General features: G+C 53.7%; 24 protein-coding genes. 15 read left to right on the forward strand and 9 right to left on the reverse strand.

From position 1 onward, the window contains the following. The first annotated feature begins 83 nt into the window (after positions 1-83). Both ACO2Q8_RS00105 and ACO2Q8_RS00110 read left to right on the forward strand, forming a co-directional pair. Positions 84-1,115: a threonine aldolase family protein gene (locus ACO2Q8_RS00105; RefSeq protein WP_423342731.1), complete on the forward strand. Its 1,032-nt coding sequence runs from the start codon at positions 84-86 to the stop codon at positions 1,113-1,115. A 90-nt stretch (positions 1,116-1,205) separates the two neighbouring features. Continuing rightward, positions 1,206-2,801: a GNAT family N-acetyltransferase gene (locus ACO2Q8_RS00110; protein WP_423342732.1), complete on the forward strand. Its 1,596-nt coding sequence runs from the start codon at positions 1,206-1,208 to the stop codon at positions 2,799-2,801. A gap of 141 nt (positions 2,802-2,942) precedes the next feature. On the opposite strand, the gene ACO2Q8_RS00115 is transcribed toward ACO2Q8_RS00110, so the two are convergent. Continuing rightward, positions 2,943-3,809, reverse strand: a complete 867-nt coding sequence (locus tag ACO2Q8_RS00115; protein WP_423342733.1) for a glycerophosphodiester phosphodiesterase family protein — start codon at positions 3,807-3,809, stop codon at positions 2,943-2,945. A 109-nt stretch (positions 3,810-3,918) separates the two neighbouring features. Beyond that, positions 3,919-5,322, reverse strand: a complete 1,404-nt coding sequence (gene fumC / locus ACO2Q8_RS00120; RefSeq protein WP_423342734.1) for a class II fumarate hydratase — start codon at positions 5,320-5,322, stop codon at positions 3,919-3,921. Between the two features lie 147 nt (positions 5,323-5,469). Here fumC and ACO2Q8_RS00125 point away from each other — a divergent pair, with 147 nt between their 5' ends. Both ACO2Q8_RS00125 and ACO2Q8_RS00130 read left to right on the forward strand, forming a co-directional pair. Further along, positions 5,470-5,679 (forward strand): antitoxin Xre/MbcA/ParS toxin-binding domain-containing protein, encoded by a 210-nt coding sequence (locus ACO2Q8_RS00125; protein ID WP_423342735.1) that lies wholly within the window; start codon positions 5,470-5,472, stop codon positions 5,677-5,679. 6 nt (positions 5,680-5,685) lie between these two features. Beyond that, positions 5,686-6,303, forward strand: a complete 618-nt coding sequence (locus tag ACO2Q8_RS00130) for an exonuclease domain-containing protein (protein ID WP_423342736.1) — start codon at positions 5,686-5,688, stop codon at positions 6,301-6,303. On the opposite strand, the gene ACO2Q8_RS00135 is transcribed toward ACO2Q8_RS00130, so the two are convergent. From ACO2Q8_RS00135 to ACO2Q8_RS00165, 7 genes are all read right to left on the reverse strand, one after another. After that, the gene (locus ACO2Q8_RS00135) at positions 6,292-6,810 is read right to left on the reverse strand and encodes an AAA family ATPase (RefSeq protein ID WP_423342737.1); all 519 of its coding nucleotides are present in this window, start codon (positions 6,808-6,810) and stop codon (positions 6,292-6,294) included. The two genes, ACO2Q8_RS00130 and ACO2Q8_RS00135, sit on opposite strands and share 12 nt — an antisense overlap. Then, on the reverse strand, positions 6,807-7,472 hold the full coding sequence (gene pnuC, locus ACO2Q8_RS00140; RefSeq protein WP_423342738.1) for a nicotinamide riboside transporter PnuC: 666 nt from the start codon (positions 7,470-7,472) through the stop codon (positions 6,807-6,809). Before pnuC ends, ACO2Q8_RS00135 begins: the two co-directional genes overlap by 4 nt. 134 nt (positions 7,473-7,606) lie before the next feature. Continuing rightward, entirely contained in the window at positions 7,607-8,044 is a 438-nt protein-coding gene (locus ACO2Q8_RS00145) for a DUF29 domain-containing protein (protein WP_423342739.1), read from the reverse strand. A gap of 36 nt (positions 8,045-8,080) precedes the next feature. After that, positions 8,081-8,878, reverse strand: a complete 798-nt coding sequence (locus ACO2Q8_RS00150) for an exodeoxyribonuclease III (RefSeq protein ID WP_423342740.1) — start codon at positions 8,876-8,878, stop codon at positions 8,081-8,083. Positions 8,879-8,891: 13 nt separating this feature from the next. Beyond that, positions 8,892-11,702 carry a leucine--tRNA ligase gene (gene leuS, locus ACO2Q8_RS00155; protein ID WP_423342741.1) on the reverse strand — a complete coding sequence of 937 codons (2,811 nt, stop codon included), beginning with the start codon at positions 11,700-11,702 and terminating at the stop codon, positions 8,892-8,894. Between the two features lie 147 nt (positions 11,703-11,849). Further along, positions 11,850-13,310, reverse strand: a complete 1,461-nt coding sequence (locus tag ACO2Q8_RS00160) for a DUF7133 domain-containing protein (RefSeq protein ID WP_423342742.1) — start codon at positions 13,308-13,310, stop codon at positions 11,850-11,852. Between the two features lie 185 nt (positions 13,311-13,495). Then, complete coding sequence (locus ACO2Q8_RS00165) at positions 13,496-14,566, reverse strand: plastocyanin/azurin family copper-binding protein (protein ID WP_423342743.1); 1,071 nt, start codon at positions 14,564-14,566, stop codon at positions 13,496-13,498. 214 nt (positions 14,567-14,780) lie between these two features. Between ACO2Q8_RS00165 and ACO2Q8_RS00170 the strand changes: the two genes are divergently transcribed. From ACO2Q8_RS00170 to ACO2Q8_RS00220, 11 genes are all read left to right on the forward strand, one after another. Continuing rightward, positions 14,781-15,953 carry a S8 family peptidase gene (locus tag ACO2Q8_RS00170; protein ID WP_423342744.1) on the forward strand — a complete coding sequence of 391 codons (1,173 nt, stop codon included), beginning with the start codon at positions 14,781-14,783 and terminating at the stop codon, positions 15,951-15,953. 224 nt (positions 15,954-16,177) lie between these two features. After that, positions 16,178-17,236, forward strand: coding sequence for a sulfite exporter TauE/SafE family protein (locus ACO2Q8_RS00175; protein ID WP_423342745.1), 1,059 nt, complete (start codon positions 16,178-16,180; stop codon positions 17,234-17,236). A gap of 78 nt (positions 17,237-17,314) precedes the next feature. Next, positions 17,315-18,508 carry a trans-sulfuration enzyme family protein gene (locus tag ACO2Q8_RS00180; protein WP_423342746.1) on the forward strand — a complete coding sequence of 398 codons (1,194 nt, stop codon included), beginning with the start codon at positions 17,315-17,317 and terminating at the stop codon, positions 18,506-18,508. A gap of 29 nt (positions 18,509-18,537) precedes the next feature. Next, positions 18,538-18,747 (forward strand): UPF0175 family protein, encoded by a 210-nt coding sequence (locus ACO2Q8_RS00185; RefSeq protein ID WP_423342747.1) that lies wholly within the window; start codon positions 18,538-18,540, stop codon positions 18,745-18,747. Between the two features lie 5 nt (positions 18,748-18,752). Next, the gene (locus ACO2Q8_RS00190; protein ID WP_423342748.1) at positions 18,753-19,208 is read left to right on the forward strand and encodes a DUF3368 domain-containing protein; all 456 of its coding nucleotides are present in this window, start codon (positions 18,753-18,755) and stop codon (positions 19,206-19,208) included. After that, positions 19,205-20,314 carry a Gfo/Idh/MocA family protein gene (locus ACO2Q8_RS00195; protein ID WP_423342749.1) on the forward strand — a complete coding sequence of 370 codons (1,110 nt, stop codon included), beginning with the start codon at positions 19,205-19,207 and terminating at the stop codon, positions 20,312-20,314. Before ACO2Q8_RS00190 ends, ACO2Q8_RS00195 begins: the two co-directional genes overlap by 4 nt. Positions 20,315-20,368: 54 nt before the next feature. Beyond that, on the forward strand, positions 20,369-21,082 hold the full coding sequence (locus ACO2Q8_RS00200) for a phosphoadenylyl-sulfate reductase (RefSeq protein ID WP_423342750.1): 714 nt from the start codon (positions 20,369-20,371) through the stop codon (positions 21,080-21,082). Between the two features lie 104 nt (positions 21,083-21,186). Further along, positions 21,187-22,098 (forward strand): sulfate adenylyltransferase subunit CysD, encoded by a 912-nt coding sequence (gene cysD, locus ACO2Q8_RS00205; protein WP_423342751.1) that lies wholly within the window; start codon positions 21,187-21,189, stop codon positions 22,096-22,098. Positions 22,099-22,110: 12 nt separating this feature from the next. Further along, positions 22,111-22,350 carry a hypothetical protein gene (locus tag ACO2Q8_RS00210; RefSeq protein ID WP_423342752.1) on the forward strand — a complete coding sequence of 80 codons (240 nt, stop codon included), beginning with the start codon at positions 22,111-22,113 and terminating at the stop codon, positions 22,348-22,350. Beyond that, on the forward strand, positions 22,350-22,778 hold the full coding sequence (locus ACO2Q8_RS00215; RefSeq protein WP_423342753.1) for a type II toxin-antitoxin system VapC family toxin: 429 nt from the start codon (positions 22,350-22,352) through the stop codon (positions 22,776-22,778). Before ACO2Q8_RS00210 ends, ACO2Q8_RS00215 begins: the two co-directional genes overlap by 1 nt. Next, positions 22,778-24,031, forward strand: a complete 1,254-nt coding sequence (locus tag ACO2Q8_RS00220) for a sulfate adenylyltransferase subunit 1 (RefSeq protein WP_423342754.1) — start codon at positions 22,778-22,780, stop codon at positions 24,029-24,031. Before ACO2Q8_RS00215 ends, ACO2Q8_RS00220 begins: the two co-directional genes overlap by 1 nt. The last annotated feature ends 242 nt before the right edge of the window (positions 24,032-24,273 follow it).

Here is a 24,273-nt window from a genome sequence, read left to right on the forward strand (position 1 = left end):
TGTTACTGTTTGGAAAGCCGTCTCCGTTTTCGGGGACGGCTTTTTTGTCGACCTTTGTAAAAATTTCCCGAGGAATAAGTTTTATGTCAATTGACTTACGAAGTGATACCGTTACAAAACCGACTCCGGCCATGCTGGAGGCCATGTTTACGGCCGAAGTCGGCGATGATGTGCTGGGCGACGACCCGACCGTGAAAGCCCTGGAAGAAAAAGCCGCCCGCCTGTTCGGAATGGAAGCCGCTCTATTCTGTACTTCGGGCACAATGACCAACCAGCTTGCCATTCGGGTGCACACCCGCCCCGGCAACGATGTGATTTGTGACCAACTCTCGCATGTCTACCTGTACGAAGGGGGCGGTATTGCGGTCAACTCGCTGGCGTCAGTCAGTTTGCCCCAGGGTGAGCGCGGCAAGCTGACGGCCACACTCGTCCGCGACCACATCCAGCCCGACGATCTGCACAAACCGGTCACGCGGCTGGTGTGTCTCGAAAATACCGTCAACAAAGGGGGCGGCTGTTACTACAAACTTCCGGAGATTGCGGCCATCCGCCAGGTGTGCGACGAACACGGGTTACGGTTACATCTGGATGGCGCCCGGCTGTTCAACGCGCTGGTCGAAACCGGCGAAAACCCGGAAGCCTACGGGGCGTTGTTCGATTCGATCAGTATCTGTCTGTCGAAGGGACTGGGGTGCCCGGTGGGATCGCTCTTGCTGGGGTCGGCGGAGTTTATTAAACAGGCGCGCCGGTTCCGGAAGCTCATGGGGGGCGGCTGGCGGCAGGCCGGTTACCTGGCGGCTGCGGGCATCTACGCCCTCGATCACCACGTCAACCGCTTAAAACTCGACCATGCCCGGGCGCGGAGAATCGGACAGATGCTGGCTGAACTGCCGGAGGTGGAAGAAATCTACCCGATTGAGACGAATATTGTTATTTTTCGACTGAGTGAGAACATCTTAGCAGCCGATTACGTTGCAACCTTAGCATCTAAAGGCATTTTGGCGGTGACCTTCGGCAAGCACCTCGTCCGCTTCGTGACGCACCTGGATTTTACGGACGAGCAATTAGGGGAATTAGAATTAATATTGAAAAAGGGGGTTGTTACACAGAGTTGATCAGAGGTTACCAGGGTTTATCAGAGAAAAACTCTGTGTACCTCTGATATTCTCTGATTAACTCTGTGTAACAACCCATTTAAGCATACTATGCATATTCAAACCAGAACCTTACAGAAATCCGACTACCCCGACCTGAAAGAGGCCATGATTGAGGTCTACAGCGGGATTGGCGGGGATTATTGGGAAAAGAATCTCATCGATAAACTGCTTAAAATTTTCCCGGAAGGTCAGTTTTGCGTGGAGGTCGACGGCAAGGTCGTGGCCTGTGCGCTGGCGATTCGGATCAAATACGGCGATTTTGGCGACAGCCATACCTACGAGGAAATTACGGGCGGTTATACCTTCGATACGCACAATCCGAAGGGCAACTGGCTGTACGGCATCGAATTGTTCGTGCATCCCGAATACCGTGATCTGCGGCTGGGTCGGCGGCTCTACGATGCCCGGAAAGAGTTGTGCGAAAAGTTGAACCTGAAAGGCATCATGGCGGGCGGGCGGATTCCGAACTACATTAAGTACGCCGGAGAAATGTCACCCCGCGAATACATCGCCAAGGTGAAGCAGAAGGAAATTTACGACCCGACGCTCACCTTCCAGTTGTCGAATGATTTTCACGTCAAAAAAGTCCTGCGTGGCTACCTGCCCGGCGACAGCGAATCGCTCGAATACGCGACCCTGCTGGAGTGGAACAACATTTATTACGTTGACGAGAAAAAGAAAAAACCGCATACCGACTCCATCATCCGGCTGGGCGTGGTCCAGTGGCAAATGCGGCTTTTCCCGAACATGCAGGCCCTACTCGAACAGGTCGAATACTTTGCCGATGCGGTCAGTGATTATAAGGCGGATTTTCTGGTGCTCCCGGAATTTTTCAATACGCCCCTGATGGCGGATTACAACGACCTGCCCACGCCGGTCGCGATCCGGAAGCTGGCCGATGTCACCCATGAGGTTCGTCAACGGCTGTCGGAACTGGCGATTTCGTACAACGTCAACATTGTGGGCGGAAGTATGCCGCTGATGGACGATGGCAAACTGTACAACGTAGCTTACCTCTGCCGCCGGGATGGTTCGTATGAGGAATACCGGAAAATTCACATCACGCCCAACGAAGTCCGGCACTACGGCATGGTGGGTGGCAACGAAATACGGACGTTCGATACCGACTGCGGAAAGATCGGTTTGCTGATTTGTTACGACGTAGAGTTCCCCGAACTGAGCCGGATTCTGGCCGATCAGGGCATGCAGATTTTGTTTGTGCCATTTTTGACGGATACTCAAAACGGCTACACGCGGGTGCGGCATTGCGCGATGGCCCGTGCCATTGAAAATGAGTGTTACGTGGCGATTTCGGGCTGCGTCGGCAACCTGCCACGTGTCGCAAACATGGACATCCATTACGCCCAATCGGCGGTTTTTACGCCCTCCGACTTCCAGTTCCCCAACAACGCGATCAAGGCCGAATCGACGCCTAACACCGAGATGGTGCTGCTGACCGACGTCGACCTGTCGCTGCTGAAAGAACTACACGAACAGGGTTCCGTTCAGATTCTGAAAGACCGCCGGACTGATTTATACGACGTAACCGTGAAGCGGAATGCCCGCACGAAAGCGGAAAAGAAGAAGGAACTTTCCAGCGAAGAAGAGCAAAAAACCGTGCCGCCCGTGGTGGTGGTCCAGTAAAAATAGCAGGAAAAGCTGTCGTATATTAGTGCCGGTTTTTGTCAACCCGAGGAAGGAGGGATCTTCGAGCGCCGGAGGGAATGTCAGCCTCACGCGAAGATCCCTCCTTCCTCGGGTTGACAACTGTAAACGATTAACTACTTATTTAACTGCGTTGTAGACTTCGATCGGCCGATCCGTCGACATGATGTCTGCGCCGTTTTGGGCAAACTGTTTGTAGACCTGATCCCCTTTCGCGATGGCTTGTTTATCGAGATTGCCGAGCGTTCCCAAAATGCACGAAATGCCTTTTTCGTGCAGAAACCGGTATAACTCCGAATTGGGTTCCGAGACACCGACGAAAGCCACCATGTTGCGGTCGGAAATGCCGAGGTCGTGCAGGCGCTGGTAATCTTCTTTTTTCAGAATCGTTACAGAAAGCATCAGATTTGGGTCCAGCCGGTGGACCTCAGCCGCCTGTCTGGCGTTGTAAGTGATAATCACCGAGTAATCGGCCGCACCTGTCCGCTGAACCATCTCGACGACTTTCGAAAAGGGCACGTTTTTCTTCACGTCCAGCGTATAGACCACCTTGTTTTTGCCCCAGCGCAGAACCTGTTCCAGCGTCGGGATTTTGAACCTGGTGACATTACCGAAGTTGTCTTCGAGCCGGTATTGCTGAATTTCGTTGTACGTTTTTTCAATGAGTTTCCCGGTGCCGGTCGTCGTTCGGTCGAGCGTCTGGTCGTGCATCATCACCAGCACGCTGTCGCGTGTGAGGTCGATGTCAGTTTCAATGATCACCGGAAGCTTCCCGGCCAGGTATTCGAACGACTCGATGCAGTTTTCGGGGTAGCCTTTGATGTCGCCCCCACCCCGGTGCGCACTGACCATCGGCGTGCGGCCCGGCGTGTACTTGAAAAAGGTCGACAGCCCGCCCGCCGGGATCCGGTATTCGTTCAGGACGGTTTTGGGCGCGCAACCGGCCAGCACGGTGACGGTTAGGCCCAGGACAAAAAGGCGTTTCATGTTGTGAAGTGAAGTTGTGGCAAAAGCAAGCCGTGCCAATTGATAATACTTGGCACGGCCTTTACTTCTAATTAAATATGGCTTACACGGACTAAAGTCCGTGGGTACGTTAGACGTTGATATCGCCGACCATGTCTTCCGGTTTGACCCACTCGTTGAATTCTTCTTCGGTGAGGTAGCCGAGTTTGAGGGCGGTTTCTTTGAGTGTGCTGCCTTCGCGGTGGGCGGTTTGGGCGATTTCGGCGGCTTTGTAGTACCCGATTTTGGTGTTGAGGGCCGTTACGAGCATCAGCGAATTGTTAACGTGCTTCGTGATGTTTTCCTCGATGGGCCGAATGCCTTCGGCGCATTTGTCGTTGAACGACACGCACACATCGCCGATCAGCCGGGCCGAATGCAGGAAGTTATAAATCATGACGGGCTTGAACACGTTCAGTTCAAAATGGCCCATCGCGCCCCCAAAGTTGATCGCCACGTCATTGCCCATCACCTGGGCCGCCACCATCGTCATGGCTTCGCACTGCGTCGGGTTCACTTTGCCCGGCATGATCGACGAACCCGGTTCGTTGTCGGGAATGAACAGTTCACCAATCCCGGCGCGCGGTCCCGACGACAGCATCCGGATGTCGTTGCCGATTTTCATCAGGCTGGCAGCTACGGTTTTCAGCGCGCCGTGGGCTTCCACAATGGCATCGTGGGCGGCCAGGGCTTCAAATTTGTTTTCGGCGGTCACGAACGGCAAACCGGTCAGGTTGGCAATGTGCTTCGCGACGTTCTCGGAATAGCCTTTCGGCGTGTTGATCCCGGTTCCGACGGCGGTTCCGCCCAGAGCCAGTTCGCTCAGGTGCGCCAGCGTGTTCTTGATCGCCCGCAAGCCGTGGTCGAGTTGCGAGACGTAGCCCGAAAACTCCTGCCCGACCGTCAACGGCGTGGCATCCATGAAGTGCGTCCGGCCGATCTTGACCACATTTTTAAACTCTTTTGCCTTGGCATCCAGCGTGTTTCTCAGTTTCTCGATGCCCGGAATCGTCACCTCAACCAGGATTTTGTAAGCCGCGATGTGCATGGCCGTCGGAAACGTGTCGTTCGACGACTGCGATTTATTGACGTCATCGTTCGGGTGCAGCGCCTTCTTCTCGTCGGTCAGTTGGCCGCCGTTCAGGACGTGCGCGCGGTAGGCCACCACTTCGTTGACGTTCATGTTCGACTGCGTACCCGAACCGGTTTGCCAGACCACCAGCGGAAACTGGTCGTCCAGCTTGCCATCCAGGATTTCGTCGCACACCCGGCCGATCAGGTCGCTTTTTTCCTGGGGCAACACACCCGCGTCGAGGTTGGTCAGGGCAGCCGCTTTTTTCAGGTACGCGAACGCCCGGATGATCTCCCGGGGCATTTTATTGATGTCTTGCGCAATTTTGAAGTTGTCAATCGAACGCTGGGTTTGGGCGCCCCAATACACGTTGGCGGGCACCTGCACCTGACCCATCGTGTCCTTTTCAATACGGTATTCCATCGTGAAACGAAAGAGGTTAGACTTGAGACAAGAGAGCCGGAGGGTTCAACCGGCTCTTCGGCGGCAAAGGTAGGGTACAAGAAAGTATGATGGGCAACAAAATGATATATTTGTCGCACTGTTCATTAAGGCCCACTTTTCTGTTTTATGAATTCGCTTGAAAAAAGCGTTTCTCTGGAAGAAGTTTATGCCAAAGGCATTGAATTTTTTGAAGATAAAGTCATTTTTGAAGAGTGGTTGACTAAAACAAGACCAGCTTTAAATGATCAGAAACCGCTTGATCTCTTAAACACCGTAAAAGGTCGTAAGCAGGTTCTTACTGTCCTGAACGCACTTCTCTACTGTATCTATTTGTAAACCGCCATGCCATTCCTCGTCCTTGACCTCGAAATGACCGGCCCGGAGCCGGATTGGAACGAAATTATTCAGGTCGGTGCCGTGCTATTCGACGACAACTGGGTGGAAAAAGGCCAGTACCTGACCAACGTCTACCCCGAAAACGAAGACGCTTTTTCCAGTTCGTCGGAAAAAATTCACAACCTGTCGCTGGCCGATCTGGAAGATGCCCCAATGATTTACGACGTGCTCCCGGAGATGGAAGACTGGATCATCGAGAAACTCGGCATCCGGAAAACGCAGAACACCACCGACAACACGCCCTACCTCCGCGATGTGATCATCTGCGGGCAGAGTGTCATCAACGACATCAATTTTCTGAAGGAAGCGTACCGGCTCGAAAAACTCAAGTGGCCGTATTCACGCACGCTGGTCGATCTGCACACGCTGGCGTATTTTCTGTTCCGGATTCTGAAGAAAAACGGCAAACCGGTTCCGGCCCGGCTGAGCCTCAAAGACATTGCGGGGCATTTCGGCTTTGAGCGTGAATCCGAACACCACAACGCCCTCGAAGACGCCATCTTGACGGCCCAATGCATGAAAGAAGTGTTCAAATTGGCCGATAAGCTGCAATTAAGCCAGTAAGCGGTCAATTTCCCACGTGACCGTGTCCCACCGTTGTTCCCAGGTGCCCGAAACGTCGATGTAGTCGATGCCGCGTTCTTTGAGGGCGGTTTTGAAAAGCTGATACATATCCTCCCGACGGTGGCCCAGATCGCGCAGACCATCGGCGACCCAGGGCACATCGATGTTCAGCAGAAAGTATAAATCATAAGGCACCTGCTTCTCCAGTTCGGCCAAAACCGGCGGAACGTCATTCAGGTAAACCTGCGAATATAAAGCCGTCGTAATCAGATCCGTATCGCAGATCAGCAACTGGTTGGCTTTCGGCAAAGCATCCAGAACCGCCCGGGTTTGGGCGTGCCCGATCCGGACGTAATCGTCCAGTGTCAGGTCGTTGGAGGTGATGAGGTCACGGGCTACTTCGTGGACAAAAACCGTCTGGTAATGAGCCGCCAGTTGTTCCGCCAGCGTGGTTTTCCCGACGCTTTCGGGGCCGTACAGGCAAATCAGTTTTACGGAGTCAATCATACGGCAGACTGGGAATAACTCCGGTATTCCCGGGTAAAATGGTAGGCTCCCACCAGCGCAATCAGGCAGTAAGCCGCGTATTCGATCCCGACCACTTTCAGGCCCTTGACAAAGTACATGTAGGCGCTGATGGCGTCGACCAGCAGCCAGACGTACCAGGTTTCGACTTTCTTGCGAATCAGCAGGAACGTGGCTACAATGCTCATCACCGACGTAAACGAGTCGAGGTACGGGAAGGCGCTCGGTTTGTTGAACAACACCGGAAACCACTCGTGCAGGTTCCCGGCAATGGTGCCGAAAACTACCGTCGCTACTGAACCGGCCAGCAAAATCAGGCCAAACTGTTTCTGCGTCAACTGGCTCACTTTCAACTCGTTCTTTCGATCTTCTTCTCCGGTTTTCGGGTGTGTCCACTCCCACCAGCCGACCCCGTTCATGACAAAAAAGAAAATTTGCAGGAACATGTCGGGGTACAACTGGATCTGATAAAACATGAAGAAAAACGTCGTTACGCTAATCAGACCGGCGGGCCAGCTCCAGATATTCGCCCGCGCCGACCACCAGGTCGCAAACGCACCTACGACGGTTCCGACGAACTCCAGGTAGCTCATCGGATAGCCCAACACCGTAAAGAAGATGGAGTCAATATCGAAGAAATTCATTACAAATCAAGATGTCAGAAAAGAAACAAGAATAACGCACAATTCCGCCGACTCACTGTCTTGCTCCTGTTGCTTTTCTAACTAATTAACCAACAAATGGCATTGAGAAGAAAGCCAGTTGTTTAAAAGTGACTTTACTTTTTCAAGATAGAATATTCCTCCTCAAACACTTCCTGCCAGGTGAGTTGGCGAACGGTGGAGGTTTGCTGAGTCTCCTCTTCGGCTTTGCGCGTTGCCTGGCGAAAAGTTTTTTCCCAAATTTCTTCCAGGTACGGCTGATTTAAGCTCGGTTTTTCGGCCATGATTTCTTCGATGTTTTCCCGTGCATCCAGAATGGAAACCGCCCAGCTTCCCGACCGTTTTTCCGGCTGAATTTTCCATTTAATGATGTGCATCATCAGCCGGGAAAGCTGGCTCCGTAACGCCCGCTTGAGTTCCTGCGACATACTGCTGAATAAGGTTTGCAGCCCCTCGGCCACCTGCTCATAGTCTTGCTCTGCGAGCGTTACCTGCAGTTCAGCTACGGTATCTGAGTAAGAAGTAGCGGCCAAATTTTCCCAATCCCGTTTCATAGCGCCTTGATATTAAGCCAATTTACGGTAAAACCACTAAGAACTGCCCTTAGTTCGCAATTCGACCCAAACCGGTCCGTGGTCGGAGTGAACGGCGTCGGGCAGGTGTCCGGCGGCCAGAATCTGATCTTTGCAACACTCGCTCACGGAAATGTAATCGATCCGCCAGCCTTTATTGTTGGAGCGGGCACCGGCGCGGTAGCTCCACCAACTGTACGAAATCTGATCGGGATTTTTGTACCGGAACGAGTCGACAAAACCGCTGTCGAACCACCGGGTCATCCACTCGCGCTCTTCGGGCAAAAAACCGGACATGGTTTTGTTCCGCACCGGGTCGTGAATGTCGATGGGCGTATGCGCAATGTTGTAATCGCCGACCACAATCACGTTCGGCCGGGTTTTTCGCAGTTCCTGAACGTACGCGAAAAAATCCTCCAGAAACCGCATCTTGACGGCCTGCCGGACGTCGCCGGTCGTACCCGACGGAAAGTAGCAGTTCAACAACGTCAGGTCGCCAAAGTCGGTGCGCAGAATCCGGCCCTCGCAGTCGTAGGCCGGAATCCCGCAGCCCATCACCACCTGATCGGGAGCCAGTTTCGAGAAGGTTGCCACCCCGCTATAGCCCTTCTTTTCGGCCGCGTGCCAGTGATACCGGTAGCCCTGCGCTTCGAACGGCAGCAAATCGACCACGTCGTGCGTAGCCTTCACCTCCTGAAAGCAAAGGATATCGAACGGATTTTGCCTGAGCCAGTCGATCAGGCCCTTGCTCAGCGCCGACCGGATGCCGTTGAGGTTGTAGGTCAGGATTTTAAGCGTTTCGCCGGTTGGGTTCATGGTGTTGGTAAGGTTAGATCACCACATTCACAATCCGCTTCGGCACCACGACCACCTTTTTTGGGGTCTTGCCTTCAAGCCATTTCTGAACAACCTCGTTCGCCAGCACTTCCTGCTCGATTTCGGAAGCCGCCGAATCGGCCGAAAACGCCAGCGTCGTGCGGACTTTGCCGTTGATCTGCACGGGGTATTCGATGGTGTCTTCGACCATATACGCCGGATTGAAGACCGGGAACTGGGCCTGGCTCAGCGTGCCGGGCTGGTTGCCCAAAGCCGCCCAGAGTTCCTCCGTGATGTGGGGCGCAAACGGGGCCAGTACCACCACCAGATCCTGCAAAACCGCCTTTTTGTTGCATTTCAGCGCCGACAACTCGTTGACGCACACCATGAACGCACTCACCGAGGTGTTGAACGACAGGTTTTCGATGTCTTCGGCCACTTTCCGAATGGTTTTGTGCAACACTTTCAGTTCGGCGGGCGTGGGCGCGTCGTCAGTCACCAGCCAGCGGCCGGGCCGGGTTTCGGTCGATTCTTCGTAGAACAGCCGCCAGAATTTCTTCAAAAACCGGTACACGCCGTCGATGCCGTTCGTATTCCAGGGTTTGGCGTCGGTCAGCGGGCCGAGAAACATTTCGTACAACCGCAGCGTGTCGGCGCCGTAGCGTTCCACCACCGTGTCGGGGTTGACGACGTTGAACTTCGATTTCGACATTTTCTCGATTTCGACTCCGCAGATGTACTTGCCGTCTTCCAAAAGAAACTCCGCATCCTCCGCCAAATCCGGGCGCGTTTTTTGGAACGCTGCCACATCCAGCACATCGTTTTCCACGATATTGACGTCAACGTGCAAAGGCGTTACATCGTACTGGCTTTTCAATCCACTAGACACAAAAACCGGCTTTTTGCCTTCGCCAACCGATTCCTTCAGCCGATACACAAAATTCGACCGGCCTAGAATCATACCCTGATTGACCAGTTTCTTAAACGGTTCTTCTTCCGGCACGTAGCCCCGGTCTTTCATAAACTTGTTCCAAAACCGGCTGTAGAGGAGGTGGCCCGTCGCGTGTTCGGAGCCGCCCACGTACAAATCCACATCGCGCCAATAGTCGATCAAGTTCCGGTCGGCAAACACCTCGTCGTTCTGCGGGTCCATGTAGCGGTACCAGTACCAGCTTGAACCCGCCCAGCCGGGCATGGTGCTCAATTCGTACTCGTACTCGCCTTTGTATTTCCAACCTTCGGCGCGGGCCAGGGGCGGCTCGCCGGTTTCGGTTGGCAAATATTTGTCCACCGGTGGCAATTCGAGCGGCAGTTCGGATTCGTCCAATAGATACGGCAGGCCATCTTTGAAATACACCGGCACGGGTTCGCCCCAATACCGCTGGCGACTAAAAACCGCATCGCGCATCCGGTAATTGATCTTGGCCTTGCCGATCCCGTGTTCTTCCAGATACTGAACCAACACCGGCAGGGCTTCCGAATACGTCAGGCCATTGATCAGGCCGGAATTGATGTACCGCCCTTCTTTCGTATTATCAGCCTGTTTGTCAATGTCTTTCTGCGCGTCCAGAATCGGAATGATCGGCAAATCGAAGTGTTTGGCAAACGCCCAATCGCGCTGGTCGCCCGACGGAACGGCCATGACCGCTCCGGTTCCGTAACCCGCCAGCACGTAATCGGCCAGATAGATCGGCACGCGTTCGCCGTTGAACGGATTGATGCAGTAGCTGCCCGTAAAGACGCCCGAGACGGTTTTGGCATCGGCCATCCGGTCGCGCTCCGACCGCATCTTGGCCGCCATGACGTAGGCATCCACGGCCGGTTTTTGCTCCAGCGTCGTCAATTCCGGCACCAGTTCGTGTTCGGGAGCCAGCACCATGAACGACACGCCGAAGATGGTATCGAGCCGCGTCGTAAACACTTTGATCCGTTCCACCCGGTGCTCAATCTGAAAACTCACCTCCGCCCCGGTCGATTTGCCGATCCAGTTACGTTGTTGTTCTTTCAGGGATTCCGACCAGTCGACGGTATCCAGGCCGGTCAGCAAGCGGTCGGCGTAGGCCGTAATCCGCATCATCCACTGGCGCATGAGCTTCTGCTCGACCGGAAAACCGCCCCGCTCCGAAACCCCGTCTTTCACTTCGTCGTTGGCCAAAACCGTTCCCAAAGCCGCGCACCAGTTCACAACCGCGTCGGCCACGTACGTCAGGCGGTATTTCAGCGTGATTTCGTATTGCTCCCGTTCCGATTTGGCCTTCCACTCCTCGGCGGTAAAACTGGGCGTGTCTTCGTCGGACACGGACTTCAGTCCGTGGGTACCAGTTGCTTCAAATTTGGCGATGAGCGTTTCAATGGGCTCGGCGCGGTCGGTTTCTTTGTTGTACCAACTGCGGAACAACTCCATGAAAATCCACTGCGTCCATTTGTAAAAACCGGGGTCTGACGTGCGGACTTCCCGGCTCCAGTCGTAGCTAAAACCGATGTTTTTCAATTGCTCGATGTACCGGGCAATGTTCTGTTCGGTCGTAATAGCGGGATGCTGACCGGTTTGGATGGCGTACTGCTCGGCGGGCAACCCGAACGAGTCGAAGCCCATCGGGTGCAGCACGTTGAAGCCTTTCAGCCGTTTATAGCGGGTAACAATATCGGAAGCAATGTACCCCAGCGGGTGCCCGACGTGCAAACCGGCTCCGGACGGATACGGGAACATATCGAGGACGTAGTATTTCGGTTTGGAAGGATCGATCCCGGTGCGATAGGTGTGGTTTTTCTCCCATTCCTCCCGCCATTTTTTTTCAATTTCCTTATGGTTGTACTCAGACATACAGTGAAAAAGCGTTTTTGTCGAATAAGTTGTTACACAGGGTTGATTAGAGATTATCAGAGTTAATCAGAGTGTAACCCCTGATAACCTCTGATGTCCTCTGATCAACCCTGTGTAACAACCCAAGTCGCAAAAGTAGAGATTTTCTTACGGATTCGTCTGCGTATTTCGCGGAAGACGGTTCAGCGTGTAGCAAACCAGCCGGTTCAGGAGGTTTTGCTGGGTGGTCGAGCGGAGTTTACCCATTTCCAGTTCGTAGATGTAACCGGGTTTCAGGTCGGCCAGCTTCAGGGTCACGGTCCGGCCGTCGGGCGAAAGGTCGGCGCTCGTCACGGGAATGGCCTTCACATCAAACTGCTTCGACCCGTACGCTTCGTGGTATTCGTAATAATACCGCTTGAACTGAAAATTAGCCACTTCCTTCGCCACCGTCGCGTCGAGCGGTTGCGTAAAGGTCAGGGCAAAACCGGTGGACGTCACCTTCATATCGGCCAGTTCGAGCGGCACCTTGCCTTTCCAGCGAACACGCTGCATCCCCTCATCGCCCGCCCAGCCGTGGTCGGTCTGGCCCAGCCACAGGCTCCCGTCGGGCGCAAACGCCAGCCGGTTATTGCCTTTCCGCAGCCCCACCCCGGCCAGAAACGGCGCACAGGCTCCCTGAATTTGCCCATCGACAGTTTCGAGCATCAACCGAATCAGGTACGGGTGATCCATCTCGCCGATCAGCATTTTCCCGGCAAATGGCCCGAATTTCCCGCCCGTGTCGTCAAGCAGCGGCTGCGTAGGCGAGTTGGCAATCCGGCTGTGCGGAAACGCCACACTCTCGACCGTCCGCAGGCTATCCAGAAATTTAACCGGCAGTTTGCTGGGCGTCACGTGTGGAAAACCCTCTTTCCAGAGCAGGCTGGCCGGGTGGCCGTAGTGTTTACCTTCCTGCACATGATAAAGCTTGCTCGTTCCGAGCCAGTCACCCTGGTTATCGGCTGCATACAAGTTTCCCTGCGCATCAAAGCCAATGCTGTTCGGTGAACGAAAACCGCTGGCAAACGGATGGAGTTTGCCGTCGGGGGTCAGTTTCATGATCCAGCCCCGGTAAGGCACCGCCGAATACATGCGCCCCGGACGGCCTAGGGTGTCGAGTTTCCCGCGTACTTCCGGAAAAATACCGGCTCCGTTGGAGGCACAGTTCAGGGCAATGTAGATATTTCCTTTTTTGTCTTTCACCGGCCCGAATGCAAATTCGTGGTAATTCCCGGACAAGCCAAAATCATCGGTGACGGTCAGGTATTCGTCGGCCACCCCGTCGCCGTTGGTATCTTTGATCCGGGTCAATTCCGGGCGTTGGATCACCAGAATCTCGCTGTTGCTGACGGCCATAATCCCCAATGGGTCGTGAATACCCTCGGCAAACAGTTTCCAGGTCTTGGTTTTGGGGTTGTAGATCATGATTTCGCCCCGGTGAAAACCGGCCACCACCCGGCCGTCGGGCATCACCGCCAGGCCGTCGGTTTCGGCCGTCAGCCCCTTGGGCATCTGAATGGTTTCCACCTCGTAATAATCGGTGATTGTATCGGCGGGGAACAGCGGTTTGGCACTTACACCTAGCAAGGAAAGTGAATGAACCAGCAGACTGAAAAAGAGAATCTGTGCGGGTGCCGAGTTTTTACCCCTAAATCCCGAACGTCGGCCCGGCCTTAAGGGGAGTTTCAAATCCGGATTACGCAGTGTCCAAGCTCCCTTAAGGCCGGGCCGACGTTCGGGATTTAGGGGTACTTCTACGTTTAAAGTTGTTTTCATTCGGCCATCATCGTTATCGTGAAACTCTTCGTTCCGGCAGGCAAGCGGACAAAACCGTCCTGAATTTTTCCCACCGAGGGGCGGTATTTGACGCCATCGCCGGGTTTACAGACAAAATACACCGGCCCGGCCACTGTTCCGAGTTTGAACTGGCGCACCAGTCCCCGGCCCGTCGCCAGCGGTTTAATCATCTCGCGGACCTCCACCCCATTGACCGTGTACCAGAATTCCGGGTAGCGATTAATCAATCGGTAGCCTTTGAACTTGACCTCGGGCAATCGGTCGGCCGTACCAAACCGGAACGGAAAACCGCCTTTGTCCCGAAAATAAATATCCCCGATGATGTGCGTGGGTTTCTTGCCGTTGCCGTCCCAGTGATCGGTCTGGTCGATAAAACCGCCCGTCCAGGCATAGCGCAACCGGCAGGCTCCGGCATCCCAGCAGTAGGATTCTTTCGGTGTCAGTCCCACGGCAATCGACGCCGGTCCCGACTCGGGCATGAACGTCCGGTAAAGCGCCGGGTATTTCAGTTCATACGGATGATCCGGCTGATGGTGCGCATGTCCGGCATCATCTTTCCGGTTGGCAGCCACGTTCGGATCTTTGTCCAAAGCTGGAACGAAGGCCGGTCGGCGGGTGACGTAGATGGCGCCGTACATCACAAAACCGTGGCCGGGATACGTGCAGACGTAGGAATAAATGCCTTCATTTTGGAGCACGAAGCTGATTTTCTCGGATTTCCCCGGCTCGACCACGGGCGTGTGGGCGACCACATCCGGCGACCGGGGCACATAATTGAGTTTGACGGCCTGATCGCCCAGGGCCAGCGCGGTATTGACGACCCGAAGCCGGGAATTCGGCAGCGTCACGACCAGGTTGTGCGCCATGTCGTCGTAATTATCGAGGGTCAGGTTAACCCGGGTGCCGGGCCGAACCACAAAACGGGGAATGTCGAATTTTAGGCCTTCAATGGCCCGAATCGTCAATGTGGTGTCCTGAGCAAAAGAGGGCGGTTTAGGCAGGCTGCAAAAGGCCAGAACCAGACCGGCAACTACAAAATTTTTCATGCGGTTTGACTATAATCCAATAAGCAGGTCAGGGGTGTTTTCTACTAACGCTGATTAAGGCGAAAAAACGCAATCTACAAGGTTTTTCGATGCAATTTTCACCCCGGGCCGACGTTATTCCAACGGTTCCCCGCCGTACTAACCCAGATACTGTTCTGCTATCGACGTCTACTGCTACTTATTTCATTGTTAGCACTCTAATCCTTTGTAATTCATGCGGTGGACCTCTCTCGCAACGTTATCCTTTCACGTTGCCCTGTTTTCCTGCCTAATCAGTTGCCAATCCGATCAGGAGGACCCCGAACCGGCGGCCGATTGCCTGGTAAAAGCCTCGATCAACAACGGCCAGATCATCACCGGGGCTTACATCGTTACGTACAAACCGACCGACGACCTGCCGGTGGTGCCCAATGCCCGGGTAGGTTCGGCGGTTCAGCAATTTCTGTCCCGGCATGGCCTCAACGACCCGGAGGCCCAGGTGCTTTTTTCGGGCTCATCGACCGGTTTTCTGGCTCATGTCAGCGCTACCGAGGCCGAGCAGCTTAAAACCGACCCGGCCGTCGAGCTGGTGGAACCCGACCGCATTGTCTCGCTCTGTAGCTGCGTCGAAGTGAGCACCGCGTCTACCCTGACCTGGAACGTCAGCCAGACCGGCTACGGCCGGGGTGATCTGAATCCCGACAAAACCGCCTGGATTCTGGATACGGGCATTGATTTTGACCACCCGGACCTGAACGTGGATGTCAGCCGCAGCCAATCGTACATTTCCGGCAAAACCGCCGACGACGACAACGGCCACGGCACCCACATCGCCGGAGTCATCGGAGCCAAAAACAACACCATCGGTGTGACGGGTGTTGCTTCGGGGGCCACGCTGGTGGCGCTGCGGGTGCTCGACAACGAGGGCGAGGGCCGGTTGTCGGCGCTGGTTCAGGCGGTTCAGCACGTTTCCCAGAACGGCAAAGCCGGGGATGTTGTCAACATCAGCATCGGGGGCGAAGGCACGTCCACTACGCTTCAGCGGGCCATCCAGCAAGCGGCCGACAAAGGGATTCTGTTTGCCATTGCCGCCGGAAACGAAAGCGCATCGACCGAAAGCTACACCCCGGCCAGTATCAATCACCCCAACGTGTTTACGGTTTCGGCGATGGACCGCAATAACCGGTTTGCCTCTTTTTCGAATTACGGTGCATCCGTTGACATCTGTGCCTACGGTGTCCGGATTTATTCGACCTATAAAGATGGCCGGTATGCGACCCTCTCGGGCACCTCGATGGCTTCCCCCCACGTCGCAGGCCTTTTGCTAATCCGGGGCAGCAACCTTCCGACACGCGGTTTTGTCGCAAATGATCCGGACGAAAACCCGGACCCAATTGCGGGAGAATGATCCATTAAGGCGATTTGGTGTTTGGGGCAAACCAGAAAAAATCTCGGTTACAATTGGAAAAATTCTACCGGTAATGCATGCCGGTAGAATTCTACGCTTCTTTTCTTGCTTAAATACAACGAATTGCCCAACTTTGCAGGATCAATGAAAAATCCCGGACGGCACTTCAGTGTGCCGTTTTTCATAAAAGTATTTCTCTAGTAACTATATATACCTAATTAGTTATGCAACCTGTCTCAGCCGCCGACTCCACACCGGACTCTCCCCTACCCGTCGGTCTGAACCTGAATGGCCTTAAAATTACCGTGCAGGGCGAGTCGGCATCTGAACAGGTCAGCCTGCTTCGTTCGGCTTTCCCCGATTCGGACATTGACGTTGCTCCGGATACTTCGACGCGGGCGGTTTTGCTCCGTCGGCGTAACCGCACCGAGATTGCCATTTACGTTTTCTCGGCCCTGGCGTTGATGATTGTCGGGCACCTGCTGTTCAGCTACCTGACGCTCGACCGATTGACGCTGGTCATGAATACCTTGGAACTGAACAATGATTTCTGGTACTACCTGGCGGGCGGTTTTATTGCCCAAATGATCGACGGGGCGCTCGGCATGGCCTACGGTGTCACGGCCTCGACCCTGCTGCTGACAGTAGGTGTAAGTCCGGCGGCTGTCAGCGCGAGTGTTCACACGTCGGAGATTTTTACCAGTGGGGTTTCTGGTTACATGCACCTTCGGTTTGGCAACGTCAACAGCAAGTTGTTCAAAGCCGTTCTGATTCCGGGCGTCATCGGGGCCTGTCTGGGTGCCTATGTGCTGGTGTCGCTCGAACAATATTCCGTTTATATCAAACCGGCCGTGGCGGTTTATACGGCCATTCTGGGCATCCTGATCATCCGGAAAGCCCTGGCCAAACGGATTAAGAAGAAGCCGATCAAGAAAATCGGTTTACTGGCCTGGTTTGGCGGCACGATGGATGCCATCGGCGGGGGCGGCTGGGGGCCGATTGTGTCGTCGACCCTGATTGCCAGCGGACGGCACCCGCGTTACACCATCGGTTCGGTCAACCTCGCCGAGTTTTTCATCTCCCTGTCCAGTTCCCTGACGTTCGTGACGCTCATCGGACTGACCCACTGGCAAGTCATCCTGGGTCTGATCCTGGGTGGGATGATTGCGGCCCCGATTGCCGCCATTCTTTCGACCCGGTTACCGATAAAAGCCATGATGATCATGGTCGGCGTGGTCGTTATTATTGTAAGTTTGCGAAATATTTTGTCAGTTGTGTTATAGTATGGGGCAAAGGGCGCAGGACATAGGGAACGTAAACAACCCTTTGCCCCATGCCCTCTGCCCTCTGCCCTTCAGTTCATGAAAAAACAAACGAAAGCCATCCGTATCCAGACGAAGAAGTCGCAGTACCGCGAACATTCGACGCCTTTGTTTCTGACCTCCAGTTTCACGTTTGAGAGTGCCGAACAGGGAAAAGCCCTCTTCGAAGAAACCGAAGAAGGCAACATCTATTCCCGGTTTTCGAACCCCAACGTCACGGAGTTTGTCGACAAAGTGTGTATGCTCGAAAACGCCGAAGCTGGTTTAGCCACCGCAACGGGGATGGCTGCGGTTTTTGCGAGCATGGCCGGATTGCTGAAGTCGGGCGATCATATCGTGGCTTGCCGGGCTTTGTTTGGATCAGCCCACCAAATTATTTCGCAGATTCTGACCAAGTGGGGCATTACCTATACGTACGTCGATGCCACGGCGACCGAAGCCAACTGGGAAGAGGCCATCCAGTCGAATACCAAAATGGTGTACCTGGAAACGCCGTCGAATCCCGGCCTGGAACTGGTCGATCTGGAGATGCTCGTGCGGCTAAAACAGAAATACGGTTTTATCCTTAACGTAGATAATTGCTTTGCCACCCCGGTCCTGCAAACCCCGCTCGACCTGGGTGCGGATTTGTCAGTTCACTCGGCCACGAAATACATGGACGGCCAGGGCCGTGTGCTGGGGGGCGTCATCGTGGGTTCGGAAGAACTGATTGCGCCGATCCGGTTTTTCGCCCGGCATACCGGCCCGTCGATGTCGCCGTTCAACGCCTGGACGTTGTCGAAAAGCCTGGAAACGCTCGAACTGCGAATGGACCGCCATTGCGCCAACGCCCTGAAACTGGCCCAGGCGCTGGAGCAACACCCGGATGTTCAGACCGTGAAGTACCCCTTTCTGCCCTCCCACCCGCAGTATGAACTCGCACAGCGGCAAATGACGGCGGGCGGTGCCATCGTAACCTTCGAAGTGGAAGGCGGTTTTGAGCGGGTGAAAGCGTTATACGAAGCCTTGAAAATTGCCTCGCTTTCGTCTAATTTAGGGGATACGCGCACGATTGTCACCAACCCATTCACAACGACGCATTCGAAACTGAAGCCCGACGAAAAATCCGCCTTGGGCATCACCGAAGGGCTGATTCGGGTGTCGGTCGGTCTGGAAGACGGCGACGATCTGGTAGCGGATTTTACGCAGGCGCTAGCGAAGTCGGCCGAAGCCGTTCAGTCGGCCGCCCAGTGAACTTTGGTTTACGAATAAGCTTTTAACGCATGAAAACACTGACAATTCAGTTGCCGGATTCAATCAACGAGCACGATGTATTGATGCAGTTGGCCGGTGTATTGTTTGAAAAAGGGATTCTCTCCTCTGGTCAGGCTACCGAAATGGTCGGCATTAGCAAGGCAGAATTTCTTGAGTCAATCGGTCGTTACGGTATTTCAATTTTTGGCGAAACACCGGAGGACATCGAAAATTTATAGCCAAAATGATCATTGTTGCGGATACAAGTTGTCTGATTGTACTTCGTAAAATTGGATTACTTCATCTGCTTAAAGAGCTTTACAATACAGTTACAGTAACAAATGTTGTAAGTAGTGAATGCCGATTCGAATTACCGGATTGGGTTAAAATTGTTACCATCGAGCCCAACGTTTTTCTGGATGAATTACAACTAAAGCTGGATGCAGGTGAAGCCACTTCCATTGTACTGGCCCGCTCATTTTCAGAAAGCACCTTAATTATTGATGAAGCAAAAGGGCGTTTGGTTGCAAAGGAATGGGGCATTTCAATTATTGACACACTCGGCGTTTTGCTGAAAGCCAAAGAAGCAGGATTGGTTCACTCCTTAAGTCAGTTGTTAATCGAATTACGACTAAAGACTGATTTTCGATTTTCCAAAGAGATTGAAAAAGCCATTCTAGTTAAAGCCGGAGAGTTATGAAAAGACTGAAAATCGGTCTCACTGTTATCGTTCTGGCCTTGTCAAACCTGGGTCTTTTCGCACAGACTATGAAAAAACCGGTGCGCGTGGGCGTGGTGGGGCTGGTGCATTCACACGTTAACTGGATTCTGAACCGGGCCAAACAAACCGGTGATCCAACTATTGAGGTGGTTGGCATCGCCGAATCAAACCGGGAAGTAGCCGAACGCTACATGAAACGCTACGGGTTGCCGATGAGTCTGGTGTACCCCACACTGGAGGAGATGCTTGACAAAACCAAACCGGAAGCGGTGACGGCTTTTAACGAGATCAGCAACCACCTGAATGTCGTGAAGGTTTGCGCCCCGCGCGGCATTCACGTGATGGTGGAAAAACCGCTGGCCGTCAGTATCGACCAGGCCCGGCAAATGGAAGCGCTGGCGAAAAAACACAACATCCACCTGTTGACTAACTACGAAACGACCTGGTACGGCAGCAATCATAGAGCGTATAAAATGGCCGTTACCGACGGCGCGATTGGCCCGATTCGGCGGATTGTGGTTCACGACGGCCACGACGGTCCCGCGCAGATGAACAAAGAATTTGTCGCCTGGCTGACCGATCCGGTTACGAACGGCGCCGGAGCTTTGTTCGATTTCGGCTGTTACGGAGCCAACCTGGCGACTTGGTTGTTGAAGGGACAAAAACCGCTGACTGTCAGCGCCCAGACGTTGCAGATCAAACCGGATGTTTACCCGAAAGTAGACGACGATGCTACGATTTTGCTAACCTATCCGAAAACGCAGGTCGTGATTCAAGCCTCCTGGAACTGGCCATTCAGCCGGAAAGATATGGAAGTGTACGGCGAAACCGGGTATGTGTTCACGCTCGATGGAACCCGGATGCGCATCCGGCTGAAGGCGGATAAAACTGAACAAACCGCCGAAGCGGCCAAAACCGATGCGCCCGTGGGCGATCCATTTGATTATCTGGCCCAGGTGGTGCGGGGTGAAACTAAATCGGTAGATGATTTGTCATCGTTGCAGGTGAATATGATAGTCATGGAGATTCTCGACGCAGCCCGGCAGTCGGCCAAAGCAGGCGGGAAACCCATTGCATTGAAGTAACACAGACTATAGCTTAATTGGAACTTGATACGGGCTAAAGCCCGTAGGTACGCTATGATTGCAGAACCTTCTTATACAATTGAAAACCTGACGGAATTGCTGGCGGGCAAGAGCGAAGTTGAAAGCTTGAAAACGCTGGCCGAATTGTTTCCGGGACAGGTTGTTTTTTCCTCCAGCTTCGGCTACGAGGATCAGGTGATCACAGATCTGATTCTGGCGAACAACCTTCCGATCCGAATTTTCTCATTGGATACGGGCCGGATGTTCGGCGAGACATATCAGGTCTGGCAGAAAACCAACAGCCGCTACGACACCAAAATTGAAGCCTATTATCCGAAAAGCGAACCGCTTGAAAAACTTTTGAGCGAGAAAGGGCCGTTCAGCTTTTACGAGTCGGTCGAAAACCGGAAAGAATGCTGTTTTATCCGGAAAGTGGAGCCGCTGAACCGGGCACTGGCGGGTAACAAAATCTGGATCACAGGCATCCGGGCCGAGCAGTCGCAAAACCGCCAGGGCATGACGCAACTGGAAAACGACGAGGTGCATAACTTATTCAAATTTCACCCGCTGATGAACTGGACGTTCGAGGAAGTGAAAGACTACGTGCGCAAGAACAACGTGCCGTACAACCCGCTCCACGACCGGGGCTTTGTCTCGATCGGTTGCCAACCCTGTACACGCGCCATCCAGGAAGGCGAAGATTTCCGGGCCGGCCGCTGGTGGTGGGAGGATAATTCGAAAAAAGAGTGCGGATTACATGCCAAATAAACCTCCGATATACCCTGATGTTCTCTGATCAACCCTGTATAATAACTTTAAAAGCTGTTTCACAGGGTTGATCAGAGAACATCAGAGGTTAGCAGAGATGACATATGAGTACGTATAAACTGGATTATTTAGATCAACTTGAATCGGAAGCGATTCACATCATGCGCGAGGTAGCCGGGCAGTTCGAACGGCCTGCGCTCCTATTTTCGGGCGGCAAAGATTCCATCACGCTGGTACATCTGGCCCGGAAAGCCTTCCGGCCCGGCAAATTCCCGTTTCCGCTGGTGCACATCGACACCGGACACAACTTTCAGGAAGCCCTCGATTTCCGCGACTGGCTGGCCGAAAGCCTGGGCGAGAAGCTGATTGTCCGTTACGTGGAAGACACCATCCGGGAAAAGAAGCTGAAAGAGCCGACTGGCCGCAACGCCAGCCGCAACGCCTTGCAAACGTTTACGCTACTCGATACGATTGAAGAATTCGAGTTCGATGCCTGCATCGGCGGAGCCCGGCGCGACGAGGAAAAAGCGCGTGCCAAGGAACGCGTTTTCTCGGTTCGCGACGAATTCGGTTCCTGGGACCCCAAACTGCAACGCCCCGAACTCTGGAACATTTACAACGGCAAGATTCACAAGGGCGAAAACGTCCGGGTGTTCCCGATTTCGAACTGGACGGAACTGGATGTCTGGAATTACATCAAACGCGAAAACATTGCCCTGCCAGGCATCTATTTTGCCCATGAACGCGAACTGATTCTGCGCGACGGCAAGCTGCTGGCAACGGCCAAGGGCGTGATTCAGATCGAAGAAACCGACCAGATCGTGACGCGCAAAGTGCGTTTCCGGACGGTGGGCGACATTTCGTGCACGGCCGCCGTCGAGTCGGATGCCGACACGCTGGAAGCCGCCATTGCCGAAATTCAGGCCACCCGTATCAGCGAACGGGGCGAAACCCGGATTGACGATCAGGTGTCGGAAGCGGCCATGGAAGACCGGAAGAAGGGCGGGTATTTTTAAGAACGGAATGGTATGCAAGTTTTAATCGAAGTGCCTGACGAGAAAGCTCAATTTGTACTGGAGTTGCTTAAAAATCTGTCGTTTGTAGAAATCAAGGATGAAAAGAGAACCTCGTACCTTGAGCCCTTGTCCACGCAGACACAGCGTACGTTGTCGCCCAAAACCGCATCCTTGTTAGGCGCTTTTCCAGCCTTAAATAGTAGCGAATTCGACCTGGGGCGCACCGAAGCCGCAGCCCGAAAACACCTCTGATGACGCCGACTGTATTTATCGACACCAACGTAGTTATCGATTTGCTGGCGAAAAGGGAGCCCTTCTGGCACTCGTCAGCCAGCATCTTCGATTTGGCGGAACGAGAGAAAATTACGGCTTTTATTAGCCCTCTAACGCTGGTAACGGTTTATTACGTTCTCAGGAACTACTACAAACTACCACATTCTGGCATTATACAGCAATTTGATGTCTTGTGTAGTTACATTAGCCTGGCAAGTACTTCCGAGCAACACATATTGGCTGCTATTCAGTCAGCTTTTACTGATTTTGAAGATGCGGTTCTTTACGAAAGTGCTAAAGGCATACCAGCGCTTAGCGATATTGTCACCCGCAATCCGAAGCATTTCCTGGTCAGCGAGATTGCAATTGCTACTCCTGATGAGTTTTTAACAAAATATTCATTTTAATGGACCTCCTCCGATTTATCACCGCAGGCAGCGTCGACGACGGCAAAAGCACGCTGATCGGCCGCCTGTTATACGACTCCAAATCCATCCTGGCCGACCAACTGGAAGCCATCGAACGCGCCAGCAAAAGCCGCGATGAAGGCGAAATCGACCTGGCCCTGCTGACCGACGGCCTGCGCTCCGAGCGCGAGCAAGGCATCACCATCGACGTAGCCTACCGGTATTTTCAGACCCCCCAACGTAAGTTCATCATCGTCGATGCCCCGGGCCACATTCAGTATACCCGCAACATGGTGACCGGCGCGTCCAATTGTCAACTGGCGGTGGTGCTGGTCGATGCGCGGCACGGCGTGGTCGAGCAAACCCGGCGGCACTCCCTAATCGCTTCGCTGCTCGGCATTCCGCATATCGTGGTGGCCGTCAACAAGATGGATCTGGTCGATTATTCGCAGGACGTTTTTTCCAACATCTGCATTCATTACAATGACCTTGTCCAAAAACTGAACTTTGGCCCCGTAACGTACATCCCGATGAGTGCGCTGAACGGTGATAATGTGGTCGACAAGTCGGGTAACATGCCCTGGTACGAGGGTGAGCCATTGCTGAGCCACCTGGAAACCGTTGAACTGGACCAGGACGAAAACCTGACCGACGCCCGGTTTCCGGTTCAGTATGTGATCCGGCCCCAAACCACCGAATTGCACGATTACCGGGGGTATGCCGGTAAAATTACGAGCGGTATTTTCCGGAAAGGCGACGCCGTGACGGTTTTACCCACCGGCGAAACCTCCACTATCGACGCCATCGAGATCGCCGAGCAACACTTTGACGAAGCCTTTGCGCCTATGTCGGTCGTGCTGCACCTGGCCGACGATGTCGACATTAGCCGGGGCAACCTGATTGTCAAAACCGACAACCAGCCGATTGTCAGCCAGAACATCGAAGCGATGCTGTGCTGGATGGACACCAAACCGCTGAAAGTCGGGAATAAATATACGCTGCAACACGGCACCTTCCGGACCCGCTGCGCCATTCGCGAGATCATTTACCAGTTAAACGTAAATACCTACGAAGAAATCGGGGATGTGGAAAGCCTGAAACTGAACGATGTAGCTAAAATCGTCCTGAAAACGGCCAAGCCGGTCAGTTTCGATCCGTACGACAAAAACCGGGTCAACGGCGGGGCCATTCTTATTGATGAGACGTCCAATGTGACAGTCGGTGCACTCATGTTGCGGGGAGAGGTGGAGTAATAGCCTCATTCCCGAAATAAATTTGGCCAAAAGCGGTGCTGACTAAAACAGTGGCACCGCTTTTGGTATTTATGCATACAAGAGTTGAGAAAGTATGGCAAACCCATTGATAACCAGAAGTTATAACCTATAATCAAAAGTAGGCCTGTTAGCTTCCTGGGCGGAACTCAATAAGCTGTACATTTGTATGTAAACCATACCCTAACCGTGCCGGACTATTGCCGGCCTTTTGTTCAAGGTAT

The sequence above is a fragment of the Larkinella sp. VNQ87 genome (assembly GCF_049445795.1).
Lineage (GTDB): Bacteria > Bacteroidota > Bacteroidia > Cytophagales > Spirosomataceae > Larkinella.

What these genes read in the sequence shown, in the direction of transcription:
- ACO2Q8_RS00180 (WP_423342746.1), top strand. Translation starts at nt 17,315, where the DNA reads ATGAAAAAACAAACGAAAGCCATCCGTATCCAGACGAAGAAGTCGCAG.
- ACO2Q8_RS00105 (WP_423342731.1), top strand. Translation starts at nt 84, where the DNA reads ATGTCAATTGACTTACGAAGTGATACCGTTACAAAACCGACTCCGGCC.
- fumC (WP_423342734.1), bottom strand. Translation starts at nt 5,322, where the DNA reads ATGGAATACCGTATTGAAAAGGACACGATGGGTCAGGTGCAGGTGCCC.
- ACO2Q8_RS00185 (WP_423342747.1), top strand. Translation starts at nt 18,538, where the DNA reads ATGAAAACACTGACAATTCAGTTGCCGGATTCAATCAACGAGCACGAT.
- pnuC (WP_423342738.1), bottom strand. Translation starts at nt 7,472, where the DNA reads ATGAATTTCTTCGATATTGACTCCATCTTCTTTACGGTGTTGGGCTAT.
- ACO2Q8_RS00115 (WP_423342733.1), bottom strand. Translation starts at nt 3,809, where the DNA reads ATGAAACGCCTTTTTGTCCTGGGCCTAACCGTCACCGTGCTGGCCGGT.
- ACO2Q8_RS00175 (WP_423342745.1), top strand. Translation starts at nt 16,178, where the DNA reads ATGCAACCTGTCTCAGCCGCCGACTCCACACCGGACTCTCCCCTACCC.
- ACO2Q8_RS00215 (WP_423342753.1), top strand. Translation starts at nt 22,350, where the DNA reads ATGACGCCGACTGTATTTATCGACACCAACGTAGTTATCGATTTGCTG.
- ACO2Q8_RS00195 (WP_423342749.1), top strand. Translation starts at nt 19,205, where the DNA reads ATGAAAAGACTGAAAATCGGTCTCACTGTTATCGTTCTGGCCTTGTCA.
- ACO2Q8_RS00145 (WP_423342739.1), bottom strand. Translation starts at nt 8,044, where the DNA reads ATGAAACGGGATTGGGAAAATTTGGCCGCTACTTCTTACTCAGATACC.
- ACO2Q8_RS00110 (WP_423342732.1), top strand. Translation starts at nt 1,206, where the DNA reads ATGCATATTCAAACCAGAACCTTACAGAAATCCGACTACCCCGACCTG.
- ACO2Q8_RS00210 (WP_423342752.1), top strand. Translation starts at nt 22,111, where the DNA reads ATGCAAGTTTTAATCGAAGTGCCTGACGAGAAAGCTCAATTTGTACTG.
- cysD (WP_423342751.1), top strand. Translation starts at nt 21,187, where the DNA reads ATGAGTACGTATAAACTGGATTATTTAGATCAACTTGAATCGGAAGCG.
- ACO2Q8_RS00150 (WP_423342740.1), bottom strand. Translation starts at nt 8,878, where the DNA reads ATGAACCCAACCGGCGAAACGCTTAAAATCCTGACCTACAACCTCAAC.
- ACO2Q8_RS00220 (WP_423342754.1), top strand. Translation starts at nt 22,778, where the DNA reads ATGGACCTCCTCCGATTTATCACCGCAGGCAGCGTCGACGACGGCAAA.
- ACO2Q8_RS00165 (WP_423342743.1), bottom strand. Translation starts at nt 14,566, where the DNA reads ATGAAAAATTTTGTAGTTGCCGGTCTGGTTCTGGCCTTTTGCAGCCTG.
- ACO2Q8_RS00125 (WP_423342735.1), top strand. Translation starts at nt 5,470, where the DNA reads ATGAATTCGCTTGAAAAAAGCGTTTCTCTGGAAGAAGTTTATGCCAAA.
- ACO2Q8_RS00135 (WP_423342737.1), bottom strand. Translation starts at nt 6,810, where the DNA reads ATGATTGACTCCGTAAAACTGATTTGCCTGTACGGCCCCGAAAGCGTC.
- ACO2Q8_RS00200 (WP_423342750.1), top strand. Translation starts at nt 20,369, where the DNA reads ATGATTGCAGAACCTTCTTATACAATTGAAAACCTGACGGAATTGCTG.
- ACO2Q8_RS00130 (WP_423342736.1), top strand. Translation starts at nt 5,686, where the DNA reads ATGCCATTCCTCGTCCTTGACCTCGAAATGACCGGCCCGGAGCCGGAT.
- leuS (WP_423342741.1), bottom strand. Translation starts at nt 11,702, where the DNA reads ATGTCTGAGTACAACCATAAGGAAATTGAAAAAAAATGGCGGGAGGAA.
- ACO2Q8_RS00190 (WP_423342748.1), top strand. Translation starts at nt 18,753, where the DNA reads ATGATCATTGTTGCGGATACAAGTTGTCTGATTGTACTTCGTAAAATT.
- ACO2Q8_RS00170 (WP_423342744.1), top strand. Translation starts at nt 14,781, where the DNA reads ATGCGGTGGACCTCTCTCGCAACGTTATCCTTTCACGTTGCCCTGTTT.